General features: G+C 31.6%; 15 protein-coding genes and 1 pseudogene. 14 read left to right on the forward strand and 2 right to left on the reverse strand.

Translation table 11 applies throughout. From position 1 onward, the window contains the following. The first annotated feature begins 2 nt into the window (after window positions 1–2). From P3875_RS00360 to P3875_RS00370, 3 genes and pseudogenes are all read left to right on the forward strand, one after another. Entirely contained in the window at window positions 3–2270 is a 2268-nt protein-coding gene (locus tag P3875_RS00360) for an AAA family ATPase (protein ID WP_303444283.1), read from the forward strand. Window positions 2271–2372: 102 nt separating this feature from the next. Continuing rightward, a pseudogene (locus P3875_RS00365) lies at window positions 2373–2723 on the forward strand (OmpA family protein); the annotation flags it as partial. A gap of 136 nt (window positions 2724–2859) precedes the next feature. Beyond that, a complete protein-coding gene (locus tag P3875_RS00370) occupies window positions 2860–4053 on the forward strand; it encodes a phosphoglycerate kinase (RefSeq protein WP_303444284.1) in 1194 nt (397 codons plus the stop codon). Window positions 4054–4116: 63 nt separating this feature from the next. Here P3875_RS00370 and P3875_RS00375 read toward each other — a convergent pair whose 3' ends face one another. Then, complete coding sequence (locus tag P3875_RS00375) at window positions 4117–5610, reverse strand: hypothetical protein (protein WP_303444285.1); 1494 nt, start codon at window positions 5608–5610, stop codon at window positions 4117–4119. Between the two features lie 160 nt (window positions 5611–5770). Between P3875_RS00375 and P3875_RS00380 the strand changes: the two genes are divergently transcribed. Both P3875_RS00380 and P3875_RS00385 read left to right on the forward strand, forming a co-directional pair. Then, window positions 5771–6760 carry a DUF4837 family protein gene (locus tag P3875_RS00380; protein WP_303444286.1) on the forward strand — a complete coding sequence of 330 codons (990 nt, stop codon included), beginning with the start codon at window positions 5771–5773 and terminating at the stop codon, window positions 6758–6760. Next, a complete protein-coding gene (locus P3875_RS00385; protein WP_303444287.1) occupies window positions 6750–7190 on the forward strand; it encodes a GNAT family N-acetyltransferase in 441 nt (146 codons plus the stop codon). The genes P3875_RS00380 and P3875_RS00385 overlap by 11 nt, the downstream gene beginning before the upstream one ends. A gap of 5 nt (window positions 7191–7195) precedes the next feature. Here P3875_RS00385 and P3875_RS00390 read toward each other — a convergent pair whose 3' ends face one another. Then, on the reverse strand, window positions 7196–7507 hold the full coding sequence (locus P3875_RS00390; protein WP_303444288.1) for a helix-turn-helix domain-containing protein: 312 nt from the start codon (window positions 7505–7507) through the stop codon (window positions 7196–7198). A gap of 248 nt (window positions 7508–7755) precedes the next feature. On the opposite strand from P3875_RS00390, the gene P3875_RS00395 reads away from it, so the two are divergent. The 9 genes from P3875_RS00395 (at window position 7756) to P3875_RS00435 (ending at window position 22501) form a co-directional block, all read left to right on the forward strand. Further along, window positions 7756–9501: a hypothetical protein gene (locus P3875_RS00395; protein ID WP_303444289.1), complete on the forward strand. Its 1746-nt coding sequence runs from the start codon at window positions 7756–7758 to the stop codon at window positions 9499–9501. A gap of 75 nt (window positions 9502–9576) precedes the next feature. Then, the gene (locus P3875_RS00400) at window positions 9577–10368 is read left to right on the forward strand and encodes a hypothetical protein (protein WP_303444290.1); all 792 of its coding nucleotides are present in this window, start codon (window positions 9577–9579) and stop codon (window positions 10366–10368) included. Window positions 10369–10452: 84 nt separating this feature from the next. Beyond that, a complete protein-coding gene (locus P3875_RS00405; RefSeq protein WP_303444291.1) occupies window positions 10453–11706 on the forward strand; it encodes a gliding motility-associated C-terminal domain-containing protein in 1254 nt (417 codons plus the stop codon). A 12-nt stretch (window positions 11707–11718) separates the two neighbouring features. Continuing rightward, window positions 11719–12639 carry a PorP/SprF family type IX secretion system membrane protein gene (locus tag P3875_RS00410; RefSeq protein ID WP_303444292.1) on the forward strand — a complete coding sequence of 307 codons (921 nt, stop codon included), beginning with the start codon at window positions 11719–11721 and terminating at the stop codon, window positions 12637–12639. Window positions 12640–12650: 11 nt separating this feature from the next. Beyond that, window positions 12651–14603, forward strand: a complete 1953-nt coding sequence (locus P3875_RS00415) for an OmpA family protein (protein WP_303444293.1) — start codon at window positions 12651–12653, stop codon at window positions 14601–14603. A 484-nt stretch (window positions 14604–15087) separates the two neighbouring features. Next, window positions 15088–16551 (forward strand): hypothetical protein, encoded by a 1464-nt coding sequence (locus tag P3875_RS00420; protein ID WP_303444294.1) that lies wholly within the window; start codon window positions 15088–15090, stop codon window positions 16549–16551. A 55-nt stretch (window positions 16552–16606) separates the two neighbouring features. Then, complete coding sequence (locus P3875_RS00425) at window positions 16607–18430, forward strand: hypothetical protein (protein WP_303444295.1); 1824 nt, start codon at window positions 16607–16609, stop codon at window positions 18428–18430. 18 nt (window positions 18431–18448) lie between these two features. Continuing rightward, complete coding sequence (locus P3875_RS00430) at window positions 18449–20875, forward strand: hypothetical protein (protein ID WP_303444296.1); 2427 nt, start codon at window positions 18449–18451, stop codon at window positions 20873–20875. A 69-nt stretch (window positions 20876–20944) separates the two neighbouring features. Further along, a complete protein-coding gene (locus P3875_RS00435) occupies window positions 20945–22501 on the forward strand; it encodes a DUF7507 domain-containing protein (RefSeq protein WP_303444297.1) in 1557 nt (518 codons plus the stop codon).

Below are 22501 nucleotides of genomic sequence, written 5' to 3' on the forward strand. Positions count from 1 at the left end.
GTATGATTACAGAAATAAAACTTAAAGGAGTTACTAGTTACAAAAATGAGGTCATTATTCCAGAATTAAAAAAATTAAATTTTTTCTTTGGTAATAATGGTAGTGGTAAATCTACAATTGCAAAGTATTTGTACAATTTAAGTTTAAATGAAGATGAGAGATTTTTAAACATCTCTAATTGTAATCAGAATGGTTATAATCCAATAGAAAATGAAATTCTAGTTTATGATGAAAATTTTATTAAAAGGAATTTCATTGATAAAGATTCTCTTAATGGAATTTTTTCACTAAATGAAAAAAATGCAATTATTGATACAATTATTGAAAAAGAGCAGAATTTAATTGATAAATACAAGCTGTATTTAAAAGATAAACTTACTATTGAGAGAGCTAAAATTTCAAAAGACATTTCTGATAAAGAGAAAAAATTAAAAGAAGATTGTTTTAAAAAAAGAAATCCATACAATGAAAGTTTTTCAAAGTTAAGTTTAAAACATTCTGGAAATAGTGCTAATCATTTGAGTGAAATTAGAAAACTTCTAAAAGATAATAAAGAAAAGAATCATTCATTTAATGATTTGCTGAATAGTTATAATTTACTTTATGAAAAGGAATTAAAAAAAATAAATTCAAATATTGATATAGTTTTATACAAGAAAGTCAGAAAGCTAGAATCTAAGATAAATAATATTTTACAGGAAGTAATAATAGGAAACAATGATGTTGATATTGCAGATTTAATTAATTCATTAGGAATAAAAAAATGGGTTGAAGAGGGTACAGGATATATTAATCTAACTCTTGAAAAACAAAAATGCCCATTTTGTCAAAATGATACTATTGATAAAGAGATTATTGAAAAATTCAATGATTATTTTGACATAAATTATAAAAATAAAATCAATGAAATTGAAAATCTTAAAAATGAATATTCTGATTTAATTTTATCTGTAAATGAGAATTTTAATGCAGTTAAAAATGAGATAAATAGTACTGCTATTAATGAATTGATAGCTGATTTCAAAGATTTTATTTATGACAATGAAAAGACTTTTAGAGTAAAGTTAGAAAAATCTAATGAGAAAAAGTCTTTGCGCTCTATTCTTGAATTTAAAACCAATTTGAAAAAAATTATAAATGATATTAAACTAAATAATAGTGTTTTTGAGAATATAGTAACAAATAAATCTAAGCTAGATACTGAAATTTGGGAAAGATTAGCTTTTCAATCTAAAAGTATAATAGATGATGCAGATTTAGAAATTTCAAAATTAAATAATAGAATTAAAGCTTGTGATAGACTTAAAGTTTATATAAATGACAAAATAGCTAATTCGGAAAAAATCATAGATGAGAATAAAGAAAATACAGTAAATACAGAAATTGCAAAAGATAATATAAATACAATTCTTAGGAGTAGTGGTTTATCAGGTTTTGAAATTGCACCAAAAACTACAGAAAATAACATTACTCAATATTATTTAAAAAGAGAAAATTACAATGATTCTGTTTTCAAAACTTTAAGTGAAGGAGAAAAGAATTTTATTTCTTTTTTGTACTTCTATCAATTATGTATATTAACTGATGATGAGAGCAAAAAAGACAAAAAAAAGATTATTGTTATTGATGACCCTGTTTCAAGTTTAGACAGCCAAGTGCTTTTTTTGGTAACAACTTTAATTAGAGAATTAGTAAAGAAGAAAGGTAAAAGTCCCAACCATAATGAATTTGCATTACCTAATATTGAGCAAGTTTATGTGTTAAGTCATAACATATATTTTTTTAAGGAAGTTACTTTTGTACAAGGGAGTAATAATAAACTTTGTAATGACTTAAATTATTTTCAAATTACCAAGATTAATCAACAAAGCTCTGTAATTAAATTACATAAAAACAATATCAATAGTGATTATAATTTACTTTGGAAAGGTTTGTACACTCTTAAAAGTTCTTCTAATAATGACATGAACATTGTAATAAGTAATTTAATGAGACGTATTATTCAAAGCTATTTGAATTTTACTAGACTAGATAATATTGAATGGAATATTATAAATGATTTACCTCCTGAAGAGCCTAAGAGAATAATTTTTAGTGCATTAATTTCACAAATTAATGATGATAGTCATCATACCTCACCTTTTGAAGAAATGCATTATCAAAAAATATCAAATACAACTCCTGAATTATTATTTGAAGTTTTTGAGAAGATTTTTGATGAAATTGGCAAAGAACATAAAGAAGCAATTATTAAGTATGTGACAGCATAAAAAAATAAAAGAGTAAAGCAAATTATATAGAATAAATGAGAGATATAATTAATGAAACAGCTTTTGAAAATCATATCAGAAAGGATAATTTAACTGTTATTATTAAACTTAAATCCAATTTATTTTGATTTAGACAAGTATAATATACGTCCGGATGTAGCGGCAGAATTAGCCAAAGTATTAGCGGTATTAGAAGAGTATCCAACGATGAAGATAGATATACGTTCGCATACCGATAGTAGAGCGCCGTTTAAATACAACGAAAAATTATCAGATAATCGAGCGAAATCAACCAGAGCATGGTTAATAGCCCAAGGAATAAGCGCATCGCGTTTAACAGCCAAAGGCTATGGCGAACGCCAATTGGTAAACGAATGTTCAGACGGAGTGAAATGTACCGAAGAACAACACCAAGCAAACCGCAGATCTGAGTTTATTATTGTAGAAATGTAGGATAAAATTGAATTAATAAATACCTAAAAAACCGAGTGTTACCTAATGTAATGCTCGGTTTTTTTATAAATAGAAACAAAATAAAAGCACAAAATTGTATATTTGCCAAATAAAACAATTCAACTTTTAAAAATAAATGAAAACAATTAACGATTTTAACTTCAACAACAAAAAAGCCATAATAAGAGTAGATTTTAATGTGCCTTTAAACGAACAGTTTCAGGTTACTGATGACAATCGAATTGTAGCTGCAAAACCTACTATAAACAAAATTGTAAATGACGGCGGTATTGCAATATTGATGTCTCACTTAGGTCGCCCTAAAAATGGTCCTGAAGATAAGTTTTCGTTAAAACATATCGCATCAAAAGTAGAAGAAGTTATAGGTAAAAAAGTAACTTTTGTAAACGATTGTGTTGGAGATGAAGTAGAAAAAATTGTTTCAAATGCCCAAGCAGGCGATATTATTTTATTAGAAAATTTACGTTTTTATAAAGAAGAAGAAGCAGGCGATGAAAATTTTGCTGAACAATTATCTAAATTAGGTGATGTATATGTAAATGATGCATTTGGAACAGCACACCGCGCACATGCATCAACAACTATCGTTGCAAAATTTTTTCCTAATAATAAATGTTTTGGCTTTTTGTTAGCAAAAGAAATTGAAAGTATTGATAAAGTTTTAAATTCTACAGATAAACCAGTAACTGCAGTTTTAGGAGGTTCAAAAGTTTCATCGAAAATAACAATTATCGAAAATATTTTAGATAAAGTTGATCACATGATTATTGGTGGTGGAATGATGTTTACATTTATAAAAGCACAAGGGGGCGAAGTTGGAAACTCTATTGTTGAAGACGACAAAATGGAATTGGCTTTAGAAATTTTAGAAAAAGCTAAAGCTAAAAACGTACAAATTCATATACCTGTTGATGTAGTTGCTGCAGATGCTTTTTCAAACGATGCCAATACGCAAGTTGTAAACGCAAATGAAATACCTGCTGGTTGGAAAGGATTGGACGTTGGACCTAAAACATTAGAAATGTTTAATAAGGTAATAATGAATTCTAAAATTATTTTGTGGAATGGACCGTTAGGTGTTTTTGAAATGGAAAAATTTGCTTCGGGAACCATTACATTAGGGAATTTTATTGCTGATGCAACCGATGCTGGAACTTTTTCGTTAGTAGGTGGTGGCGATTCTGTTGCGGCAGTAAAACAGTTTGGTTTAGAAAGTAAAATGAGTTACGTATCAACAGGAGGTGGTGCTATGCTTGAAATGCTTGAGGGACAAACTTTACCAGGTATCGCTGCTATTTTAAATGCATAAATAAAATTAAATTATAAAAAAAACAAGAGGCTGTCCGAAAAGACAGCCTCTTGTTTTTTTATGCTATTTCGATTTAAAAAATCGTATAAAATTGCCTTTATAACTACCAAAAGAATCTGGAGTAAATGTTGAAATAGAATCTTTTTTGGAAGCAAAAGGACTTTTTTCTGATTGATAATTGCTTGCGTGTCCTATAGTATAAAAACCGTTTAAGGTAGGAATGCTAAATCCTGTTTCGTTCGCTTCGTAACCCAAAAAAGTATTGTAAAGTTGTTTTGTACCGTCTACAGAAAGTAAATAGGTGTAAACATCGTTTAAACCACCATGATTTTGCTGAAGTGCTTTTTTATTTTCAATTACTGGTAAATTTAAGTTTTTATTATTTACAGTAGTACTTAAAAATAAACTGTTGTTATCTAGTGAGTTATATAAAAATCCGTAAAAAGGTAAATAAGTTGTAAAAACTCTTTCGCCTTTAGAATTAAATTTTGTAAGTGTATGGTTTTCTAATTCATATGGTGGGGTTTCAAGAAGTGTTTTTGCAGTAGCTAAATTTTTCATATTATTTAAAATACTGTTGTTATGTAAACAAATAAAATACACATCATCACCAATTACGGTCATATTTGCTGGATTTTGATTGATGTTGTCAAAGCTAAAAGGAACAAAAGTTTTAACGTTTCCAAAATACGAACTCCACAAACGATTTCCATCAAAACTAAATTTCGAAATAAAAATACTCGCCGTACTATTTATATTTGAACTAGTAACAGGTAAAAAACTACCCTCTGTACCAAAATAAGTACTTTTATTTGTATTGGCTAAATGCATTCCGTACACATAAATACCGTTTGATGCTGCCATTATGGCATTGATTTTAGATTGATCTTTAACATAAAAGGTACTCCAAACGTGTGTTCCATCAGGGTTTAATTTTGTAATAACATCTTGGTATTTGGTATGTGTAGATAAATCACCAGTTGGTTGAAAATGACAAGGTTTTAAAGTGTTGGTGTTTAATTGGGTGTTTAAAATGTATATATTGTCTTCATTATCAATGGTTAATGCTTGGCTGTTTGCAGGGATTTCATAAAAATAAGTGAACCAAGCTAAAGTGCCATCGTTGTTAATTTTAGTTACAAAAGTATATCCATTATTAAAATTAGAATCAATTTCTTTACTAAACGCATTTGTTGTATACAGACCAGAAGTTATTGTTTTACCTGTAATGATTAAATTATTTTTAGAATCGAATTTAATTTGTGTGATTTGAGTACCGTTATCTTTATGCGGAAATTTATAATATAGTTTTGATTTGGAATTTTTACTATTGTATTCAATTATTTCATCAAATTTTTCGCTAACTACATATAAATTGCCGTTATTTTTGTTTACTTCGGCAACAAAAGGAGTGCTTAAAACTTTACGTGAGGCTGTAAAAGGTTTTATAGGTTTATCATACATTGGTATTAAACTGCTCCAAACTTCTTTATAATTCATTTGGCAAAAGCCAATATTGGTTGTTAAAATAAGTAATAAAATAATTATTTTTTTCATGCGATGGATTTTAAAAAAGTAAAAATAGTGTTTATTAATTTCTATAAAACTTAAATTAGACGTAATAAACATAATTTTTTTAAATTTTAACGAATACATTCAATTAATAAAGCAAAATAATTAATAGCTAATGTTTAAATTTACCAAACAAAAGTGAAATATGAAAAGCTTTTTATCGATATTAATTTTAAGTTTAATTGTTGGATGCAGTAAAAATCAACAAGAAACAGTTACTTCTATGCAAGCATCTTTTGGGAACCGAAATGAATTGGTTTTAGTGATTGATGATAGTTTGTGGGTTGGTAATTTAGGCGATAGTATACGTGCACATTTTGCACAACCAATTTTTGAAGATGTATCTTCGGAACCAATTTTTGATTTGATTCAATTAGATCCAAATATTTTTACGCAACGTGCTAAAAAAGCTAGAAATATTGTTTTGTTTTCAGTACAAACTCAACACGAATTTTTATTACAAAAAAGCGTGTATGCAACACCACAAAACTTCTTTTTTTTAAGAGCCAAAACAAAAAACGATTTATTAAAATTGTTTAAATCTAAAGCCGATTCTATTACAAGTGTTTTTAAAGCAGCTGAATTAAACGAAGAAATGCACAAAGTTGTGCGCACTTCAACAAAAGATTTGTCAGAATTAAAAGATTTTTTTGGCTGTACCTTAAAAGTGCCAAACGCATATCATTTACAAGTGAAAAGCGAATTTCCGTTTTTATGGTATCAAAAAGATTTACCATCGGGAAATGTAAATTTAATTTTATACGAATTTCCTATCACTGAGATAGAAAACCAAAAAGCACCTTTAGAAGATCATCTTTTGCAAGCGCGTAATTATATGGGTAAAAAGTTTTTAAAAACAGCAAAAGATTCCGCTTATTTAACAACAAATACGTTTCAAAACCCCAAAATTACTACCGAAACAATTTTGCAAATGCCTGCTTATAAAATCACAGGTAATTGGGAAACGGTGAACGATTATTTAAAAGGGCCATTTGTGTGTTATGCAATAAAAGATGAGTATTACCAACGATATTTGTTTATAGAAGGTTTTGTTAATAACCCTTTAAAAAACAATCGCGACCAAATTTTAGAAATTGAAGCTATAATTAAAACCATTAATTTTAATGAAAACTGAAATTAAATTATTTAATAATTTGAATGTAAGTGAATTATATGCTATTTTAAACTTACGCAATCAAGTTTTTGTTGTGGAACAAAACTGTATTTATTTAGATACCGATGGAAACGACACATTAGCACACCATATATTAATTTGGAATGCTAATGAACTTGTGGCTTATGCACGCATTTTTAAACCTGGATTAGTTTATGAAACCAGTAGTATTGGCAGGGTAGTAGTTAACCCAGCATATCGCGGTAAAAAAATTGGACATTTGCTAATGCAAAACGCTACCCATGCAATTAAAAACTTGTATAAAAGCAATCGCATAACCATATCGGCGCAATCACATTTACAAAAATTTTATAATGCGCATGGGTTTAAAACCATTTCTACTCCATATTTAGAAGATGATATTCCTCACGTAAAAATGATTAAAGAGTAATTAGCTTAGTCATTTTTTTTATCAATTACATTTTTTAAAGTATTTATGTGTTCTTTCAATAGCGTAATGGTCTCTTGATAATGTTCAATTATTGGAGTGTTATTAAGTTTTGATTCTTCTTCCATTTTAAAAAAATCAATTATTGAAGTTTCTAAAATATCTAAAATTTCTGTTAATCGGTCTACGGTTAATTGTGTTTCTCCATTTTCAATTTTAGAATAAGCCCTTGTTGACAGTCCTATTTTTTCGGCAATATCAGATTGAGTAATTTTTTTTTGTTTCCGTAACTTTTTTAGTTTTAAATAAGCTTGTTCCATTTTTTTGTTTGTGTGTTTTTATAAAAGCAATTTTAACTTTTTTTTATGTTTTATTTGTTCAGGAATAAATTATTCGTATTTTTATTCTAATTACGAACATTTAGTTCTGGTTTTAGTGTTTTATAATCTAAATAGTTCAAATATTGTACCAAAATAATTGAAATAGTTCACAATTTACGAAAAAAGGTATAAATATAGACTATCCAAGATAGTTAAAATATTTTCAGATCTAACAAACATTAATTATTATGAAAAAAATTATTTTATCAGCTGTATTTTTAGGAACTGCCTATTTTTCACATGCCCAAGTGGGAATAGGTACTTCAGAACCAGCGTCTTCTTCAATGTTAGAAATTTCGGCTACAAATAAAGGGGTTTTAATTCCAAGAGTGGCTTTAACTTCAACGACATCGTTTAGTACTATTAGTGGTACCGAAACCGAAAGTTTATTAGTTTACAATACAGCAACTGCAGGTACTGGCAACACTGCAGTAATGCCTGGTTTTTATTATTGGGTGGCTCAAAATGGCGCTGTTGTAGCTCATTGGGAACGCATAGTAAACCAAAGTCAGTTAGACGATGCGCTTGCAAACATCACAAATGTACAAGCCGATTTAGCTAAAATTATTAATCTTTTAAAGGTTGCTTTTCCAGCAAATAATTTAGTTGATCCGGTTGTAACGGGCGATACATTTGGTGGAGGCATGGTGTTTACACCTGGTGCCAATCCTACTATAGAATATGTGTATTTTGATGGTACCAATTATGTTAAAAAGGATATAACTAACGATATTAAAAGTTTAATACGTGGTACAGAATCTAAAACAATGCTTGTTAAAACAAATGTTGCAAACGCTGCAATGAAACAATATTATTTATCAGAAACCTATATACAATCGGTTACAGATGCTTCAGGAGTGGTAACGTTGCCAACGCAAGCTATCATTAATGGTTGGACACCTGGTACCTTACCTGCAGGTGTATATGAAATTGATATTGTTGCGGGTGTTGCAACAAATTTTGAAACTATATTAGACCAAACCACAACAATTGAAACAACAACACCAGGTACTTATTATACGGTTGAAGAGTATATTGAATACATTTCAATGAATGCTTTAGAAAACGGTATTACAAAAATTGTTTTAGATGGTACCGGACAAGCTAGTTTTCAACAATGGAACAGCACTACAAAAACTTGGGTGCCAGTTGCAAACACCGCTTTTAAAGATATAGTTACAGCAAATGAAACGCAAACAACTATTGCAAAAAGTACAGATAATGCTGCTTATACGCAAGTGACTTCTGACCCAAAAGCAATTGATAAAATTGTTTACGAATATGTTACTGAAAATGCGTCGGTAAAAAATTATATCGATGTAACAGCTGATGTTCAATGGTCTATTGAAAACAATGCAAACGTACAAAACGCAATAACTAATTTACTTAACCAAGGCGGAAATGTATATTTTACAAAAGTTGATATTGCTGCAGGTACACCGGCGGGGCAATTAGCTATTCCAGCTTTTTCATTTTATACCATAAACCCTTCAACAGGAGTAAAAGAGTTAATAGATATTGCTCAAACAATTGTTAACGCAATTACAAATGCAACAGCAGTTCAAAAACAAGCAATAAAAAACCAATTAGGTGATAATTTTTCTAGCACAACTGTTGTAAATACAGGCGATACGTGGATAGACGGTGGCTTTATTTACAAAGGAATATTTAACGCAACGGTTACGCAAAATACTGCAAATGTTTCAACAATAACATTAGATGATATGGGCGGAACTATTGGCGATGTGGTTGGAATAACCATACTTAATGCTTCAACAAACCAAATAATTAATACAGCAACAACAAGTGTATCTGTTTCAGGAGATTTGTTATCATTTAAAATTGGTACCGGAAACATGTTTGTGGTTTTACCAGAAGCAGTAGGTGCTAATTTTAGTATTAAAGTAATTGTTGAATATTCGGTAACACCGTAAATATAAAATATTAATCTAAAAGCCTTTTTATCTCATTTAAGAAGGCTTAAAAATTTTTTTAAAAGAAAATAAACTATGAAAAAGAGAATAAGTATATTATCAATAATATTAATTAGTGCTGTTGCATCTGCACAGGTTAAAATAGGTGGAACCGATGGTACACCAAACGTAAATGCTATGTTAGATATTGAAGCTACAAATAAAGGGGTATTGTTACCACGCGTAGCATTATCGGTAACCACATTGGCATCGCCTTTAAGCGCACATGTAGCAGGTATGATAGTTTATAATACAGCTACAGCAGGAGATGTTGTTCCAGGACAATATTATAACGATGGTACTAAATGGCAAAGGGTATTAAACCCTAGTGACATTGGTAATTTTGCTGGTGCTAAGAACACAACTGTTTATAGCGCTTCTAAAGATGGAGCTTGGAATTTATTGAGTTTAGGTATTAGTGGACAAAGTTGGAATAAAATTAATGTTACTAGTACCGATACTAAAGTGGGTAACTCTGCCCTTTTTTCAAGTGGGGTTTACACAGTACCAAGTTCAGGCGTTTATGTTGTTAGATACAGTGTAGAGTTAGACTCAGGAGTAGATTTAGGAGTTTTAGGCGATAAAAAATTAGTGCTAATTAAAAATAATGCACAGTTAATTGAAGAAAAACTTTTTGAAAGTGTACGTGTAAGTGTACTTGGTTTAGGTTTGGTACAAGTTCCATTAACATCTACAAGTATGGAAACTATGGTTCAGTTAAATACAAATGATACCGTTACTTTTGGTGTAGATTCTTCTACCATTTCTTTAAGTGCGTTAACCGATGGTAAAATATCATTATACATTTACAAAATTTCCAATTTATAGTTTGTGATTTTGTATCAAAAGCGATACAAATTTATTCATTTAACAAATTATATGTTTTAAAGGTTTCATTTAAAATCATAAACTATGAAAAAGATTTATACAAATGCACTAATGCTATTAGCACCTTTTGGTATGGCTGTTTTTGCACAAAACAATGCAATTACAGTAAATAAAGGGCAGCTATATGTATTGCCCAATACGCTAATTGCAACGCATGCAAATTTTGAAAACAGAAATTCGGGAATTGTTTTTAACGATGGTGAATTTCAATTTTATAAAAATTATACAAATAACGGTTTGTTTACGCATACCACTTCTAAAACTACGGGATATACAGTTTTTCAAGGCAATCAAGAGCAACTTATTGCTGGCGAACAACCATCTAAACATTTTGATGTATTATTTAATAACTCGGTTGCTTTTTTTAATCTAAACAGTGATATTATCATAAATGGTACCGGTAATTTTAACAATGGTATTGTAAAAATAAATAATGCAAATGGTGGCCAAATGATGTTTGGTAACAATGCCAAGCAAATAAATGCTAGTGATAAAAGTTATGCACAAGGTATGGTTGAAAAGCAAGGTGCCAACGCATTTACTTTTCCAATTGGTAAAGAAGGATTTTATCGTATGGCAGCTATATCAGCACCAGAAAATACAAATGCTTTGTATACAAGCGAGTATTTTATCGCCAATACCAATAACATGTATCCACATAAAGATAAAACAGGTATAATAGAGGCGGTTGATAATGCAGAATATTGGCAAATTAATAAAGCCGATGCTACAACAGGGTCGGTTATTGTAACCTTGTCATGGCATCAACAAACCACACCTGCAGCATTTTCAAATAACGCTAATTTACATGTAGTTCGCTGGGATGCTAAACAAAATTTATGGGTTGATGAAGGTGGAATTGTTGATATGAACGCAAAAACAATTACCACACCAGTTAATGTAGAAGGTTTTGGCATTTTTACCATTGGCAAAATAAAAGAAAAGTATAACAATCCAGGCGATGTAGTTATTTACAACGGAGTGTCTGCCGATAACGATGGGGTTAACGATTATTTTATTATTGATAACATTAATTATTTTCCTGATAACTCGGTAACTATTTTTAATCGTTGGGGTAGAAAAGTATTCGAAACCACTAATTACAATTCAAACGGAAATGTTTTTAAAGGTTACGTTTCAACCAACCAAACTACCAATACTAAAGAAAAACTACCTTCGGGTACGTATTATTACGTGGTAGAATATTTATATAACCGCAATGGTGAAAATAAATTAATTAAAAAAGTAGGACACCTACATTTAGAAAACAATAACTAAATCTAATAGGCAATGAAAAGATTAAAAATCGTACAGGCTTTGTTAGCTTTAGTAAGCTTATCTGCCACAGCACAACAAGATCCTCAGTACACACAATACATGTACAACACCGTTAACGTAAACCCAGCCTATGCGGGCAGTAGGGGGGCATTAAGTATATTTGGTTTACACCGTACCCAATGGGCTGGTTTAGAAGGTGCTCCACAAACAAATGCTTTTTCCATAAATACACCACTTGGCGATTCTAAACTTGGTTTAGGCGTTGGTTTTGTAAACGATGCTTTAGGAATTATAGATGAAAATACAATTAATGTTGATTTATCGTACACTGTTAATTTAAACAATTACGGAAGCAAATTAGCATTTGGTTTAAAAGGTTCGGGTAACTTTTTAAACGTTGCTTATTCAGAATTGTTAACATACAATCCTAACGATCACAATTTTGAAACGGATATTAAAGGTCAGTTTAATCCTAATATTGGAGCAGGTATCTATTGGCACAATAATAAATCGTATGCAGGTTTTTCTATACCTAATATGTTAGAAACCACACGTTTTGATAACAATATTCAAAGCAACATGCAACAACGTATGAACTATTATTTCATAGGAGGACACGTGTTTGAAATTAATCCGGTATTATTATTAAAACCAACTTTTTTAGTAAAAGCTACAAAAGGTGCGCCATTACAAGCCGATTTTTCGGCCAACTTGTTAGTGCATGAAAAGCTTACTGTTGGTGCAGCCTATCGTTGGGAAGCCGCTTGGAGTGGAATGCTAGGTTATCAAATTACTAATAGTTTATTTGTTGGTTATGGTTACGATGCCGATACAACTAAATTAGCAAATTACAATAATGGTTCGCACGAGCTTTTTTTGCGATTTGAATTGTTTAACATGTTTCGTAAGGTGAATACCCCACGATTCTTCTAAAAATAAAAAACATGAAAAAAGGATTTACAATAATTGCCTTAGCGTTTTTTGTATTTTTAGGAAATACTATGGCATTTGCACAAGCGGGTTTAAAAAAAGCAAATAAAAAGTACGATCAATGGTCGTACACTCAAGCTGCTACAATTTACGATAAAGTATTTACTCGCGGTTTTTCTAATGCGGATATGCTTCAAAAATTAGGAAATGCACATTTTTTTAATGCACGTTATACTCAAGCACATACTTTTTATGAGCAACTGTTTACCCAATTTAATACGGCAGATATTTCTGCAGAATATTTTTATAGATATGCTCAAACATTACAGCATATGGGGAATACAGCAGAGGCAAAAAAATATTTTGAACTTTTTGTAGAAAAAACGCAGAATAACTCACAATTACAAAAAATCATTTTAAATAATGACGCACAACGAAAACAAATTGTCGAAAATTCTGGTAGATACAACGATGTTACAAATTTAGCAACTAACACAACTTTTGCTGATTATGGCAGTTTTGTTCACAATGCTAATTTATATTTTACAAGTGCACGTGATACAGGTTCATTTGCTAAAAATATACATACTTGGACCAACGCTGCTTTTACAAAATTATATACATTAAATTTAAGCGAAAACAATAAGCCTAAAAAAGTAAATGGTAAAGTTAACAGCAAACTAAATCAAGCATCTGCGGTTATTACGGCAAATGGAAAAACTATGTATTTTACGCGCAATAATATGATAAATGGCAAACGCGGGTACGATAGTTCAAAAGCAACCCGACTTAAAATTTATAAGGCAGAATTGGTTGATGGCACTTGGCAAAATATAACCGAACTTCCTTTTAATGCCGACGATTTTAACACAGCACATCCTACTTTAAGTCCTGATGAAAGTACGTTGTACTTTGTATCTGATAGAGAAGGTGGTTTTGGCGATGCTGATTTGTGGAAAGTTTCAATTAACGGAAATAATTACGGCGTACCTGTTAATTTAGGTGCACATATAAACACTGCGGGTAAAGAAACGTTCCCCTTTGTGAATAGCAATAACGAATTGTATTTTGCTTCTGATGCCCGTTTGGGATTAGGTGGTTTAGATGTATACGCTGTAAAAATTAAAGACGATGGTAGTTTTTATGATGTTCAAAACGTAGGTGAACCCATAAATTCAAATTTCGATGATTTCGCCTATTTTATTGATTTTAATTCAAAAGCAGGTTTTTTCTCATCCAACCGAAAAGGCGGTAAAGGTAACGATGATATTTACAGTTTTATTGAAGCAAAACCTTTAAAATTAGGTTGTTCACAGGATTTATCAGTAACAGTTATCGATGCTAAAACGCAAAATATTATTCCAAATGTTTCTTTAGAACTTTTTAATGCTAATAATCAATCAATAGCATCAACCAACACATTCACTAACAGCGGATATCGTTTTAATACGGATTTTGTTTGCGGAGGTACATATCAAATTAAAGCAATTAAAGAGGGTTATGTAAATAGCACAGAAACAGTTACTTTAAATGCAACTTCAGGTGTAACTGATTATAAATTGGTGCTTCATCCTAAAAAAGTAGAGGTGAAGAAAAACGATGATTTATTTAAAGTTTTAAAACTAAAACCTATTTATTTTGATTACGATAAAGATAATATTCGTACCGATGCAGCAGTAGAACTTGCTAAAGTTGTTGAAGTTTTAAAAGATTATCCACGTATGAAAATTGATGTACGTTCACATACCGATAGTCGTGGGTCTGATTTGTATAATGAAAAATTATCGCAACGCAGAGCTAAATCAACTGCGCTGTGGATTATAAATCAAGGAATTGATGCGGCACGTGTTACTTATAAAGGATATGGTGAAACTCAATTAATGAATGAATGTAAAAATGGAGTAAAGTGTACCGACGAAAGGCACGAAGAAAATAGAAGATCAGAATTTATTGTTCTAGAGCTTTAAAAGAAAGTATTAACTAGTTTAAAAAGGCTAAAAGTATAATTTATACTTTTAGCCTTTTTTGTTTTGTTAATAAAATAACTTGTAAAATAATATGTTTTAATGAAGTTTTGTGTTAAAAAGTAGTGTTTAGAGTATATGTATTTTAAATGTTTTAAATGTAAAAAATTATGATTTTTCGTAAATTAAAATGTTAAAAAAACGAATGTTTTGTCTCTATTTGTAGAACAAGTTCTATAAATAGTATGTTTATGGTACTACAAATAATTGTTTCTATTGTGTTTAAATTTGATATGTTGTTAAAGTTTAATATTTAATATAAAAAAATAATAGTTACAAAATAGAAAAAAAGCGGTTTAAATGTGAAAATTTACTTGTTTTAATATAAGTAGTAACACAAAAGCGCTATGGGCTAATAGTTTGTTCTTTTATGTATAAAAAAACAAACTTAAATTTATTAAGAATTTAGAAATTAAGTAATTAAGATATGAAAGCAAAAGTATTTTTAATAGTAATTATACTCTTCTTTTGTAATTCATATAGCCAGGTAGGTATAGGAACATTAACACCTAGCAACTCTGCCCAGTTAGATGTAATAGCAAATAATAAAGGGGTACTAATTCCTAGGGTATCGCTAACAAGTATTACCGATGCCACTACAATTTCTAACGGAAATGTAGAATCTTTATTGGTTTATAATAACAATACTACCGCTAACCTTACACCGGGGTATTATTATTGGTACAACAATCATTGGAATAAAATGTTAACAGCAACAGACATAAGTTTAGATGTGTTAACTGTTTTAAGTTATGACGAAGCAACTCACACCTTAACCTACGTTGATGAACGTAACGTAACGCACACTTTTAATTTAAAAAATACTACAAATGATAGTTTTTTATTTAATGCTGTTACAAACATTCTAACTTTAACTGATTCTGAAGGAAATAATGTAACGGTAGATTTAACACCTTTAGCAAAAAACACAACTATTACTAATGTTTCGTTTAATCCAACTTCAAACATTATAACAATCACCGACTCTGATGCAAATACACATCCCGTTAACATAGCTGGTTTATTAAAAGCTAAAAACGGATTACATGTTTCAGTTGATAATAACGTGGTTTTAGGAGGAGCTTTAATTGAAGAAACAACAATTTCAACCAACGGCATTAGTTTAAACATTACTGGCTTGCCAGTTACAGTGTTATCTAATACAAACAAAACAATGCTGGTAGATGATTTAACGGGTCAATTAAAAGTAGCTTCTTTTAAACAACTTACCGATTTAAATACAAATGTTGATGTAAATTCAGCTGCTAATACGTTATCGGTTACCGTTAATGGAAAAAATGATACAACACCTATCATTAACGATAATTCATTAACTGTTATTGGAACAACATTAACGTCAAGTGTTAACGGGGTTACATCAAATGTAGATTTAAAACAAGCCATTCAAAACGGACAAAAAACAACTACCGTAGTTAACGGAACTAATACAACGGTAACAAACACAATTTCTGGTGATAATACAGAATACAAAGTTCATGTACCAACAGCTACTAATACTGTTTTAGGTGTTGTTAAAGAAGCTGAAACCAATCCAACCGTATTCATTAATGCTAATGGTGAATTAAGTACAAATGGTTGGGCTGCAAACAATATTGTAGAAGTAAATCAAAATTATACAATTACAAATGCTGATGTGGTGGTTTTAGGAAAAGCAACTTCAGATATAACCATAACATTGCCAAACCCTGTTGGCATTAAAGGTCGTAAGCTAACCATTAAAAAAAGCGATATGGCAAATACTACTTATGTAAACGTAGTAACGGCTGGTGGTTCTATTGATGGGGAGCCTGACATGTACACCTCATTGCCATTCACCGGATGGGATTTTATGTCAGACGGAACCAATTGGAAAATTGTAAATAAATTTTAAAATACGAACAAACAAACTACTATAAGCAATAATTATCAACTAAAATTTTAGCATCATGAAAAAAATTACTTACACTATATCGTTCGCTTTTGCAGTATTAGCATCTTCAAATGCAATAGCACAACAAGGTTTTGGTACAAATCGTCCCGATAAATCTTCAGCAATCGAAATTAAATCGCCAAATAAAGGTTTATTAATCCCTAGGGTTACTTTAACAAGTTTAACCGATGTTACTACAATTGTAAATCCAGCTAATTCATTGTTGGTTTACAATACAACTGTAAATTCAGCTTTAAACGAGGGGTTTTATTATTATAACACTACTTTAAGTAAATGGATCGCTTTTACCGATGAAAGCAATCAAGACAAAGTAACTGTTACTCAAGATGGTCAAAATTTATCAGTAGTTGGTACACCAACAACAAATGCAAACGGCAGCACAACAACCGATTATAAAGTTAAAATTGTACCTGCTGCAACCGAAAAGCAATTTTTAGCAACAACTATGGTTGGTACCGAATTACAAACAACTTGGGTAAGTTATGACGATATTATGGAAGCTACAAATGGTTTAACTAAAGTTGGTAATACCATAAAATTAGGTGGAACTTTAACAGAAGATACCACTTTGGTTACTGCCGGCCATAAAGTAATGGTTCAAGGATTAACTCAGGTGACTGATATGACCGATCAAGTTGTGGCTGTAGGTCACTACCAAACTGGCGAAGTAAAAGTTGCAACCCCTAAACAAATTGTTGACAAAGGTATCGACAATAATTTAAGTTCATCAGTAAACACCATGACATCAACTGTGAATGGCGATGTAGCAACAGCATCTATCATTAATTCAAACGATTTATCAATTGATGCAAACAGTACCGTGTTAAAATCTTCGGTTAACGGTGTAGAAGATACTCAAGATTTAAAAGAAGCAATACAAACGGGACAAATTAAATACGATGTAACCGCAGGTACCGGAATAACTATTGATACTACGGGTTCTACGGTCGATTTAAAAACATTTAAAGTAGGTGCCGATTTAGCAAATATTACATTAAATGGCGATGTTACCGGTGCAGCTAATAACAATACCGTTGCTAAAATTCAAAATGTAGCGGTAAGTGCAACAGCTCCAACTGCAGGTCAGGTTTTAAAAGAAGTATCAGGTGTTTGGACACCGTCTACATTAACAGTTGCAGATATTACTGCGGGCAAAACATTATCATCAACAGATTTAGATGTAACATCACCAACAAACAAAGCGTTGTTAGAAGATGTTACCATTAATATAAAAGATAATGCAGTTACAGCAGCAAAATTAAATGATGATACTGCCGGTGCAGGTTTGGTACGCAATGCAACGACTAAAGCTTTAGACGTAAATGCAAAAAATGGTTTAAATGTAGGCAGTGATGATTTTGTAAAATTAGGTGGCGCTTTAACCGAGGCTACAACTATTACAACCGATGCTACTAATACATTGGCTTTAGCAGGTTTACAAGACTATACTGATGCTGATAAAACTGTTTTAGTAATTGATGCTAATAATGTAGTTAGAAAAGCAAATATTAACACAGCTAATGCAATTGCTACTAAAACAGCCGATTATGCAGCATTGGCAACCGATGAAACCATTTTGGTTGATGCTACAAGTAACCACGTAATTGTAACGATACCTGCAGCAACTACCGAAAATAAAGGAAAGCGTTTTTACGTAAAATTAATTGCTACAAATGCAGCTAATACAAATGAGGTGCGTATTACAAGTAGCAGTATGATTGATGGACTTGCTGGTCCTAATCAAATTGAATCTTCTAATCCATATCAAGCATGGTTGTTGCAATCAGATGGAATGGCTTGGTACGTGGTTGGATACTAAACCATTAAATAAAGGATTATGAAAAAAACAATTTTAAATATAAGTTTAATTCTTGCTTTGGCAAGCACCACAAGCGTGTTTGCCCAGCAAGGAATTGGTACAAATAATCCGGATAAGTCGGCTGCGTTAGAAATTGCTTCAACAAACAAAGGCTTGTTAATTCCACGTATGAATTTAACATGGGTTAGCAATGCCATTAACGCACCAATTGTAACACCTGCAAAAGGTTTATTAGTTTATAATGCAACAAGCATATCAAATGTACCAGAAGGTTTTTATTATTTTGATGGAACCAAATGGGTTCCTATAGGAACAACCGTTTTACAAGATAGTAATACCACAACAATTTCCGGAAACGGTACCGCAAGCAATCCTTATAAAGTTGAGGTAAACGATTTAGCGGGCGATGTAACTGGATCAATTTTAACAAATAAAGTTCAGAAAATACAAAATTTTCCTGTAAGTGCAACAGCCCCCTCTACAGGACAGGTTTTAAAAGAAGTAGCAGGTGTTTGGACACCTTCAACTCTAAAAACTACCGATGTTTCCGATTCTAAAGCATTAACAACAACTAGTCCATTAAAAGTAAATGCAGCCAATTCCGAAGCTAACGCTGTTTTAGCAGATGTTAATTTATCGGTTGATAAAGCTACCGAAACAAGTTTAGGAGTTGTACAAGTAGGTAATAATATTAATGTTGATGCAAATGGGGTTATTAGTGTTAATTTTCCAACTGCAACTGTTGATACCAATACAACAACTACGGTTTCTACAGATCAATCATATGTAACGATTGATAAAACACAAACAGTTGGTTTAGAGACTGATGCTGTTAATACTCGCGATTATAAAATTGGGGTAGATAAGGCAACAGCATCAACATTAGGAGTGGTGATGCCTGGAACAGGTTTAAATGTAGATACTGATGGCAAGTTAAATGTTGTTTTAGATGGTTCAGAAACCAAACTAGCAAATGGCACCAACACAACAGTAACGGGAACAGGAACAACAGCCGATGCATATAAAGTAAACGTAGCAACAGCTAATGGTACAGAATTAGGTGTGGTGCAAGAGGCCGCAACCAATCCAACGGTAAATGTAAGCAATGGTGTTTTAGCAGTTAATTTATCAAACACTACCTTATCAGGTGAAGTAACAGGCCCTTTAAATGCTACAGAAGTTGCCAATGATGTAATCGACGCCGCAAACTTAAAAACCGATGCCGTTACAACAATAAAAATAGTTGATGAAAATGTAACTCCAGCAAAAATAAAAGGAGGTACCGAGGGACAAGTTTTAACAACAGATAGCGCAGGAAAAGCCATTTGGACAGCTCCTGTAGCCGATGTTGTAACAACATTATCCAACACCTTATCAAGCGGTAATGCAATAGGAACGTATGAAAACGAAGCGGGAACCGATGTAGTTGTAAATGAAACAGTTACTACGTTAACCAATACATTGTCGGCTGGGAATACTATAGGAACATATAAAAACGAAGCAGGAACCGATGTTGTTTTAAAAGAAACCATTACAAGTTTAACACAAGACGCAAGCGGAATAAGTTATACGCCAGAATCGGGCACTGCACAAACGGCAAAAGTGGTAAGTGCCGATGCTACAAATTTGGTTACATCAGGAACCGATTTTGGAGCGTTGTTCACAAAAAGCAATTTACAAAGCAATCAAGTAAAATACGAAGTAATTTCGGGTACAAATACCACAGCAACATTAGATCCGTCAAGTACAACCGATTTACAAAAATATAAAGTAGATGTTACCTTTCCAGCAGCTCCAGATGGTTCAGAAACCAAACTAGCAAATGGCACCAACACAACAGTTACAGGAACAGGAACAACAGCCGATGCATATAAAGTAAACGTAGCAACAGCTAATGGAACTGCGTTAGGCGTGGTAAAGCAATCTGCTGCAACTGGTGAAGAAGTTACAGTAGCTGCAGATGGTAGTTTAGCTATTAACGAATCGAATGTAAATTTAATAGGTAATGTAACAGGTCCTATTAATAATAATAAAGTTGTTAAAATTCAGGATGTTAATGTAAATGCTACTTTACCAACAGCAGGTCAAGTTTTAACAGCTACAGGTTCAGGAAGTACATTAGAGTGGAAAGCGACCAATTCGGCTATGCCAACGTTCTTTTACATGCCAGCTGTGCTTTTTGATACAACAACCTTAGGAACCGGTTTCACTAAAGATTTGTATGCAGCTTATTCAACACAATTCGGTACGCCCCTAGTTAAAAGTACAGGTGCAGCAGCAGCTATACCTACTTTTACAGCAACTCAATTGCAATATTATATTACATATTATGATACAGCCGTTTTTAGTAATATTAGCATAGATGCAAATGGTGTAATGACGTATGATATAATAGGAAATGCAACTGCTTCAACATATTTAAACATTGTTTTTGTTGTGAAATAGCGTGTTCAGTTTACTTTAATGTAAAACGAACCTAATTTAGAGAATGTTTATGAATCTAAATTTTTTAAGATGAAACTAAAATTACATATCAATAAGCTATTGTTTCAACATAAAACGTTGTTGTATTTAATTGGATTATTTTTAATAATATCAACCAATACAAATGCGCAAAATCAATGTACATTTACGTTAGATTCAAATTCGGTATTAGTAAGCGCAACAGTTACAGGTACATCAACCAATAATAAATTAGTACCTAAATACGTTTTTGTTGGGATGACAACGGGCTCTACTGTCCCAAAATTGTATGTTGCAGCTGAAATGGATAATCAAGGAAATAAGCACGCTACAGATATAACTATTGGAAATGCAAATACAATTACTTCAACTTCAAAAGTATGTGATAATGGGTCATCTACATTTACAATAGGAAGTACAACGTATACAGCATCTAATACATTTCACTGGGAAATTTTTGAATTTGATTTAACAGGTGTAAATATTCCTAACGGTACTGTTAATTATTCAGTAACGGCAGGTGCAGGTGGTTTTGATGTTTCTGGTACTATGATATTAAATGTACAGGCTCCACCAGTAGATGTAACAGTTACAAAAAACTGGATAGACAATAGTGCTACAACTAGACCAACTTTACAAATGCAAGTAATTGGTACTCCGTCAGGTGGTATTTCACGAGTTTTAAAAACAGAAACCGTTACAGGTACAGGTAATACATGGACGTACACTTTTACTCAAATTCCGAAATACGATGTAATTGGTAGATTAAATGTTTTTACTGCCGATGAGGTTGATTTAACAGGATATTGTAAACAACTAAATGGTTTAACAGTTACAAATTACATTGTGCCTACTATAAGTATTTCTTCTTCTTATGTGTGTTATGGTCAAAATGTTACGTTAACGGCAACTTCAGATAAAGGAAACGATCCTTTTGGGGGAACAACCTATCAATGGCAACGCAGTTCAGATGGTGTAATTTGGACAAACATTTCCGGTGCCACAAGTATTACTTATACCATTAATAATTTACAATCTACAGATTTAAATTATACTTATAGAGTACAATTTATACCGCAAGGTCAAACAGTTTGTATTGCTAATGCACCCGCTTTTCAACTGCAAATTGATGCAGCTTGTACGGCTGCTGTAAGTATTACAAAAGAAGGAACGTTTAACGATTTAAATAACGACAATATTGCGCAGCCTAACGAAACAATTTCGTACACCATTACAGTTAAAAACAATGGAACAATTGCTTTAACTAATATTGTTGTTAACGATCCTTTGTTAGGAGGGAATTTATCTGTAATTCCTACTGGAGATACGAATTTAAACAATATTTTAGATCTTACAGAAACTTGGACTTATACGGTTGTTTATTCGGTAACAAGTAACGATATTTTTGTAAATAAAGGTGTATATAATAGGGCATCTGTTACTGCTACTGCACCGCCTGGTAATGTAAGTGCACTATCAACAGATCCAACGCCTTATACCATTTCAACGCCAGGATACGATGTGAATAGACCAAATCATACCTATGTTAGTCTTAAAGGACAAAGTGTAGTGATTTCTAACCCAATGATTTATCAAAAAGCTAAATAA

Source organism: Myroides sp. JBRI-B21084 (assembly GCF_030545015.1).
Taxonomy (GTDB): domain Bacteria; phylum Bacteroidota; class Bacteroidia; order Flavobacteriales; family Flavobacteriaceae; genus Flavobacterium.